The sequence below is a fragment of the Paraburkholderia sp. Ac-20336 genome, from assembly GCF_017105025.1.
Classification (GTDB): domain Bacteria; phylum Pseudomonadota; class Gammaproteobacteria; order Burkholderiales; family Burkholderiaceae; genus Paraburkholderia.
Window position 1 is genome coordinate 1 of the sequence record NZ_JAAGPS010000217.1, and the last position, 6,489, is coordinate 6,489.

The 6,489-nt window shown below is 65.3% G+C and carries 7 protein-coding genes; 1 reads left to right on the forward strand and 6 read right to left on the reverse strand.

Annotation, left to right across the window (positions count from 1 at the left end; genetic code table 11):
* The 6 genes from GXB81_RS30030 to GXB81_RS31945 all read right to left on the reverse strand — a co-directional run.
* The coding region (locus GXB81_RS30030) for a DUF2827 domain-containing protein (RefSeq protein ID WP_205991115.1) at positions 1-1,143 on the reverse strand (1,143 nt) is incomplete at its 3' end.
* Positions 1,140-1,760 (reverse strand): hypothetical protein, encoded by a 621-nt coding sequence (locus GXB81_RS30035; RefSeq protein WP_205991116.1) that lies wholly within the window; start codon positions 1,758-1,760, stop codon positions 1,140-1,142. The genes GXB81_RS30035 and GXB81_RS30030, both read right to left, overlap by 4 nt.
* Positions 1,761-1,777: 17 nt before the next feature.
* Positions 1,778-2,908 (reverse strand): DUF2827 domain-containing protein, encoded by a 1,131-nt coding sequence (locus GXB81_RS30040; protein WP_205991117.1) that lies wholly within the window; start codon positions 2,906-2,908, stop codon positions 1,778-1,780.
* Positions 2,902-4,047, reverse strand: a complete 1,146-nt coding sequence (locus GXB81_RS30045; RefSeq protein WP_205991118.1) for a DUF2827 family protein — start codon at positions 4,045-4,047, stop codon at positions 2,902-2,904. Before GXB81_RS30045 ends, GXB81_RS30040 begins: the two co-directional genes overlap by 7 nt.
* A 247-nt stretch (positions 4,048-4,294) precedes the next feature.
* Positions 4,295-4,996, reverse strand: coding sequence for an OmpA family protein (locus GXB81_RS30050; protein WP_205991119.1), 702 nt, complete (start codon positions 4,994-4,996; stop codon positions 4,295-4,297).
* Positions 4,997-5,091: 95 nt separating this feature from the next.
* On the reverse strand, positions 5,092-5,715 hold the full coding sequence (locus GXB81_RS31945) for a YadA-like family protein (protein ID WP_345889956.1): 624 nt from the start codon (positions 5,713-5,715) through the stop codon (positions 5,092-5,094).
* Between the two features lie 19 nt (positions 5,716-5,734).
* On the opposite strand from GXB81_RS31945, the gene GXB81_RS31950 reads away from it, so the two are divergent.
* A partial coding sequence (locus tag GXB81_RS31950; RefSeq protein WP_346777829.1) for a hypothetical protein occupies positions 5,735-6,489 on the forward strand: 755 nt, incomplete at its 3' end.

A 6,489-nucleotide genomic window follows, 5' to 3' on the forward strand; every position in this document is an offset into this window, starting at 1 on the left:
CAGCTGCAGCAGCAACCCGTCATAGCGCGCCACGACTTCGGCGTTCGTCGACAGATAGCGCGCGATGATGCGGCGCTGACGGTCCCGATACCCTTCCCAGTCGGCATCGTGATGGCGGATCGCCTGCACGAGCTGGCGCGCGCCTTCGTCGACGTCGTTACCGGCGTAGTAGTAGCCGAGCTCGCGGCACAGTTGCGCGTTGTGCACGAACGGATAGCCGTTCCAGCACACGTCGAAGTAGAAGTAGTTCAGCGCCAGCCCCCATTGATGGGACACGACGATGTCCGTATGTTCCGCGAGAAACTCCGGCGTTTCGAAGTGACCGACGAAGCTCGCCTTGCGGTCGCGCACGAGGTCCAGATAACGCGCGATGCCGATGAACTCGGGGCACTGCGTCGCGAGACGTTCCGCATTGGTGACGTGCAGATGCGAAATCCCGTCGCCGACGATCCGGTACGCGTTCTCCGCGATCAGCATCGGATAGAGGCAGAACTTCAGCACGTCGAGGTTCGCCTCCATGACGGAGAGCCGGCGCGGCCCGCTGGCGGGGCGGTATTCGCCGTGATGGGGCAGCTCGCGCGCGCGCGCTTCGATGCACATCGGGTCCCAGACGAACGGCACTTCACGCGCCGGACAGCGGCGCAAGGTCCTGAAGAACGGCAGGCTCGTCTCGACCACCTGGGGAATGACCCAGACCTCGTCGTAGCATTGATTGATGAAGATCGAGTCGGCCATCCTGCGGTTGAAGATCATCGCTTCCATCAGCTGCACGTATTCCGGCCCGCAGCAGTAGCTGACGAGCTTCGTGCCGCGCGCCCTGATGTACCCGGTCTGACCGGCATTGATCTGGCCGCCGAGCTCGATCAGGACGTCGAGGCTGTCCTTGACGTCCTCGAAGCGCCGCACCGGGTAGCGTTCGAGATCCCACGGCAGCTTCGCCGTAATCGCTACCGAAGTCGTGTTGACGAGCACCACCTGGTGGCGCAGCGGCGAATGCTGGAACACCCGCATCAGGTACAGCGCATTCTGTTTGATGCCGTTGACCCACAGGCTCTCGGCCTCATGATGCAGGCCGATCGTGATGCCGATCCGCAGCGGGCGCGGGCCGGGAGCTTCGTGCTCCGAAGCATGCAGTGCGTTCATTGTGCGGCCTCCCGCGGGAATTGCACCTGACGGCGCAGGATCAGGCACGAAGGCGGCGTGTCGACGAGCACGACGGCCTCGCGCGGATGCGCCGCTTCGGTATAGACCATGACGGATCTGACGAGCGGCGTGGCGCGATAGCCGCTCAGTTCGCTGCGCGCCACCTGCGCGCAGGGCAACGGTGCGCTGGAAATACGCTCGGCCACGACCGAACAGCCGCCGCCGGCGCCCGGCACCGTGACGAGCGACAGCAACGCCGACGATTGCGGAAAGGCGATGCCGGACAGCGAGAAGAACGGCCCGGTATCGGGGTTCGAGCGCTGCCAGTCGAGCAGCACGTCCGCTCGGGAGGCGCGGTCGAATACGCGCGCCGAGATCTGCGCGACGGCGTCGTAACAGCGGTGGATGCCGATTTCCTGCGCGGCCTGTGCGAGCACGGTGCCGGCTGCGGGTCTCGCGGCCGGCCCGTTGGCGGGACCGGCGACGGGGCCAGCGACGGGGCCCGCGACAGGACCGGCCGCGGGCAGCGGCTGCGCCTGCGCGAAGCCGGCCGGTTGCACGGCCGCCCATGCGAGCGCCAGCGCGAAGCCCGCGGCCATCGCGGTACGGGAAGGCATACGACGTTTCGTGTTCATCATGCCCCCTCGAAAACCGCGGCGAGCGCCGCGCTGTACTGCCCGACGTTGGCGGGCAACTCCGGGTCCAGCGAGGCGAGAAAGTCTCCCGCCTCGCGGCGGTAGTCGTCCAGTCTCAGGTCATGCTCCGCGAACGCGCGCCGCAACGCGAGCGCGCCGTCCTGACAGTCGAAGCCGTCGTAGCGATAGCCGCAATGGCCGATCAGCGTGGAGTTGTGAATCAGCGGATAGCCGCCGTACAACGCCTCGTAGTACAGATAGTTCTGGGCGTTTTCCCATTGATGCGAGATCACCGCATCGGCCTGCACGGTCAGGATCTCGTAGACCGGCAATCTCGGCTCGTAGGTCGCCCGCCCGTGCTGCGTCAGATCGAGACTGCGCGCGAAGCCGACAAAGGAGGCCTCTTCCTTGAGCGGCATCGCATTGAACACGCGCAGATACTCGACGCATTCCGGGTCCTGCCGGTACGCGAGATCCGCAATCAGCATCGCGATATGCGCCGTCTTGACCATGCAGATGTTCGGTTCGAGAATCGCGAGGCGCCAGCGCGAGCGGCCCGGTACATAGCCGAACGTGCCGCCGGCGTGGGCCGGCTTCAGCGAACGCTCCAGCAGCGCCGGATTCCACAGGTGCTGCATGACCTTCACCGGCGCGCGCGAGCCCGCCTCGTAATAGCCGGTGCAGGTCTTCGCGAAGGCGGGCAGGGTCCAGATCGCGCTGTACGGCGTGCCGGAGAACAGCAGCCCGTGCGACATGCCGAACATCATCCGCTCGATGTCGATCACATAGTCGTTCGCGACGCGCATGCCGATCACGCGGCCGCCGCGGTCGCAGAAGCTGCGCGCCCAGTCCGGATTCAGCTGCGCGCTCAGTTCGATCACGACGTCGAGCTGTTCCCGCGCGGTGTCGAGATCGATGACGGGCACCGGCGAATGTTCGAGAAACGACTTCGCATCCGACGGGTTGCCGTCGCCGCCGTTGACGAGGCAAGCCGCCTCGACGACCGGCGATTGCCGCAGCAGCATCGCAAGGAAGTAGCAGTTCTGGAAGATGCCGTTCTCCCAGATCGATTGCTCGCCGGCGCGCAGAAAAATCGTGATGCCGACCTTGATGCGCTGGCGCTTCAGCATGCTGCACCTCCGCGATGAGCGCGGGCGCTCACGTGAAGCAGCTGCTGGAAATAGCGGGTGCCGTTCCCGGGTGCGAGCGGGTGCAGTCCGGCGAGAAATTCGCGCGCGCGGCGCTTATAGTCCGCGAAGCCCGCATCATGCTGGCGTGCCGCGCGAAGGAACGCCTGCGCGCCGGCCTGCACGTCGAACTCCGGGTAGTAGTAGCCGAGGCCGGACAGCCACGCCGAGTTGTGGACGAGCGGATAACCGCCGTACAGCGCATCCAGATGCAGATTGTTCTGGTCGTTCTGCCATTGATGCGAGACGACCGCATCGGCGGCCCGGCTCATGAAGTCGACGAAGCCGTGCCGGTGGTCGACATGCACGCGGCCCGCGCGATTCAGTTCGAGCGAATCGCGCATGAACGAAAACGTCGGATGCTGCTCGAACTGGGCGCTGTTGAGCACGCTCAGACCGGCAATCGCGCCGGGCTCGGCGCGAAACGCCATGTCGCAGAGCAGCACGGGAATCATGCAGCACTTCACGACGGAAATGTTCGGCTCGAAAATCGCGGCGCGCAGCGCGCGCGGCGTGTCGGTGGAACCGCTCGCCGGCTCGAATCCGAAGCGCTGCCCTGCGTCGCCCAGCATGCGGGCGCGCCCGTCGATGAACATCGGGTCCCACAGATACGGCACCTCGACGACCGGGCAGCGATGCAGCGTTTCGAGCATCGGCCGGAAGACGCGGTCCTTGGGCAGAATCCAGATCTCGTCGCAGCGGTCCGCGCGCGAGAAATAGCCGCCCCGCCTGAACACGCCCGGCTCGACCAATCCGGCATACGGCTGCCCGCAGCAGAAATAGACGACGCGCCTGCCGCGCGCCCGAAAATAATCGAGCCACTCGATATCGAGCCCGCCGCTCATTTCGATCGCGACGTCGATCAGCTCGGTCGCCTCTCTGGCCGGCAGCAGCTTCAGGTCCGGCAGTAACGCCCGGACGTCGTCGGGCAGGCACGGCTCGGGTCCGCAATTGAGCAGCACGACGTCCCGGACCGCCGGCAAGGCCCGCAGCAGCTTCGCGAGGAAGAACACGTTCTGCCCCAGCCCGTTGTCCCATACAGTCTGGCCATTCCGGGTGGCCAGCGAGATGCCAATACGCATGTTGTTTCCGCCTTCTGAAGGTCAGTCCTCGTGTTTTTGTGTGTGTTCCGATACTTCTCGTGCGTAGCCCGACGGAACGGGCGGTGCCGCCCTGTCCATCGACGGCCCCCGGTCATGACGCCCCCGCTGCGTCGACTGCGAATAAAAAGGAGGATCGAACCGGAGAATCGACCCCCAAACCTCAGGTAACTTCCGGACATACACGAGGACATCATCCGGAAGCAAGGAGTCCCGAGGGGTTAGCCTGCTAGTTTCCCGACAACGTGATCCCGACACGCCGGTTCTGTGCCCGGCCGTCGGCCGTCGCATTCGTCGCGACGGGATGCGTCCTGCCATGGCCCTGAACGTCGAACCGCGCCGCGTTCAGCCCGTGCGACTTCAGGTAGTCCGCCACCGTCCGCGCGCGTGCCTGCGACAGACGCAGGTTGTAGGCCGGCGAACCGATGCCGTCGGTGTAGCCGTCGATCGCGACCGTGCCGAAGCTCATGCCTTGCGCGTTTGCAACCAGCTTGTCGAGCTGAGCCTTAGCGGCTGGAGTCAGCGTCGCCCTGTTGAAATCGAAGTTGGCATCGCCTGCCAGCGTGACGTGCGTCGGCAGGGGGGCCGGCACGGGGACGGCAGCGGGGACAACAGCGGGCGCGGCCGTGGACGGCTGCGGTGCCGGTGCGCCGCACTGGAATATCAGCTTGCGAAAGTCCGGCTTGCCGTCCGTGGTCGTCGAGCCCAGCGGCGCCGCGCCCTCGAGCGGACGCACGGCCTCGTCATGGCAGATCTCGCGCGCCTTGCGATAGCAGGTTTCCGCGCTTTCGAGCAGGCCGCTGCACTCGACCCGATAGGTCTGCTGGCCGTCCTGCCGGTCGACCGACCAGGCGCTGAACGACGGCCCTGACGCGGACGAGCAACCGGCGAGAGCAACCATCGCCGCTACGCACAACATCGTGTTACGCATGTTGAACCTCATGTTTCATGTCGTTTATCTTCCATCGCGGGGATGCCGCTGAACCGGCGGGGGCCGGGAGAAACGCCCGGCACCCGCGCGGCGCCTTACCACTGGTAGCCCACCCCGACCCCGTACGTGCTGCCCGCGCTGCTCACCCCGACACCGCCCTTGATCTTCACGTTCTCGGTGATACGGGCCGTGAAGCCGAGCGCAACCGCTCCGTAGCCCTGATAGGCGCCGGTGCCGATACCGACGGCGATGGTCTTGTCCTTGTCGACGTCCGGAATCATCGTCAGTGCCGTGGCACCGGCCACACCCGAGTAGGCCGTTCGCGCGACGGACGACACGGAGTTCTGGAGCGAATTGAACTGGGACATGTTCACCGCGTCGGTCGGGTTGACACCCGGTGCGACATTGGTGATCCGGCGCCCGTTACCCGGCGAGCCGACCGAGACCGTGTTGTCCTCGCTGGCGACGGAACCCGCGCCGAGCGCGACCGAGTTCTGGCCGCTCGCCGACGCATTGGCACCGAGCGCGACGCTGTTCGTGCCGCTGCCGAGCGCGTTCGCACCGATCACTGTCGCACCGTCCGCGGATGCACTGGCGCTGGAGCCGAGAGCGATGCCGCCCGCGCCCGCCGCCGTTGCATTGACGCCCATGGCCATCGAGTTGACGCCGCTGGCCCCGTCGTCGTTGTAGTTGCTGCCCTGTGTGCCGTTGTCGTTCACGCTGTAGTAGTGCGTGCGGGTGGTCGAGACGACTGTCGACAGGGAGGAGACGTTGCTGCTGGTCGTGCTCAGGCCGGTGGACAGGGCGTTGACGACCGATGAGGTTGAGGTGGACAGCGAGGCGACGTTGCTGTTGGTTGTGCTCAGGCCGGTCGAGAGGGAGCTGGTTACCGTCGAGGACGAGGTCGATAGCGAGGCGACGTTGCTGTTTGTTGTGCTCAGGCCAGTCGAGAGTGAACTTGCTACTGTTGAGGACGAGGTCGACAGTGAGGCGACGTTGCTGTTCGTCGTGCTCAGGCCGGTCGAGAGTGAACTTGCCACTGTTGAGGACGATGTCGACAACGAGGCGACGTTGCTGTTCGTTGTGCTCAGGCCCGTCGACAGGGAGCTTGCCACTGTTGAGGACGAGGTCGACAGCGAGGCGACGTTGCTGTTCGTCGTCGACAGGCCCGTGGACAATGAGCTTTCCACTGTCGATGACGATGTCGATAACGACGCCACATTGCTGTTGGTCGTGCTCAGGCCACTCGACAACGACGCCACGTTGCTGGTCGTCGCGCTGATGGTTGTCGATAACGACGCCACGTTGCTGTTGGTCGCGCTCAGACCGGTGGACAGCGAGCTTTCTACCGTCGAGCTCGAAGTCGACAGCGAGGCGACGTTGCTGTTCGTCGTGCTCAAACCCGTCGACAGCGAGCTTTCCACCGTCGACGCCGAGGTCGACAGCGAGGCCACATTGCTGTTCGTTGTGCTCAGACCAGTCGACAACGAACT

Bases quoted from the DNA above. Each gene is read 5' to 3' on its own strand.
- GXB81_RS30035 (WP_205991116.1), bottom strand. From the start codon at position 1,760: ATGCCTTCCCGTACCGCGATGGCCGCGGGCTTCGCGCTGGCGCTCGCA.
- GXB81_RS30040 (WP_205991117.1), bottom strand. From the start codon at position 2,908: ATGCTGAAGCGCCAGCGCATCAAGGTCGGCATCACGATTTTTCTGCGC.
- GXB81_RS30045 (WP_205991118.1), bottom strand. From the start codon at position 4,047: ATGCGTATTGGCATCTCGCTGGCCACCCGGAATGGCCAGACTGTATGG.
- GXB81_RS30050 (WP_205991119.1), bottom strand. From the start codon at position 4,996: ATGCGTAACACGATGTTGTGCGTAGCGGCGATGGTTGCTCTCGCCGGT.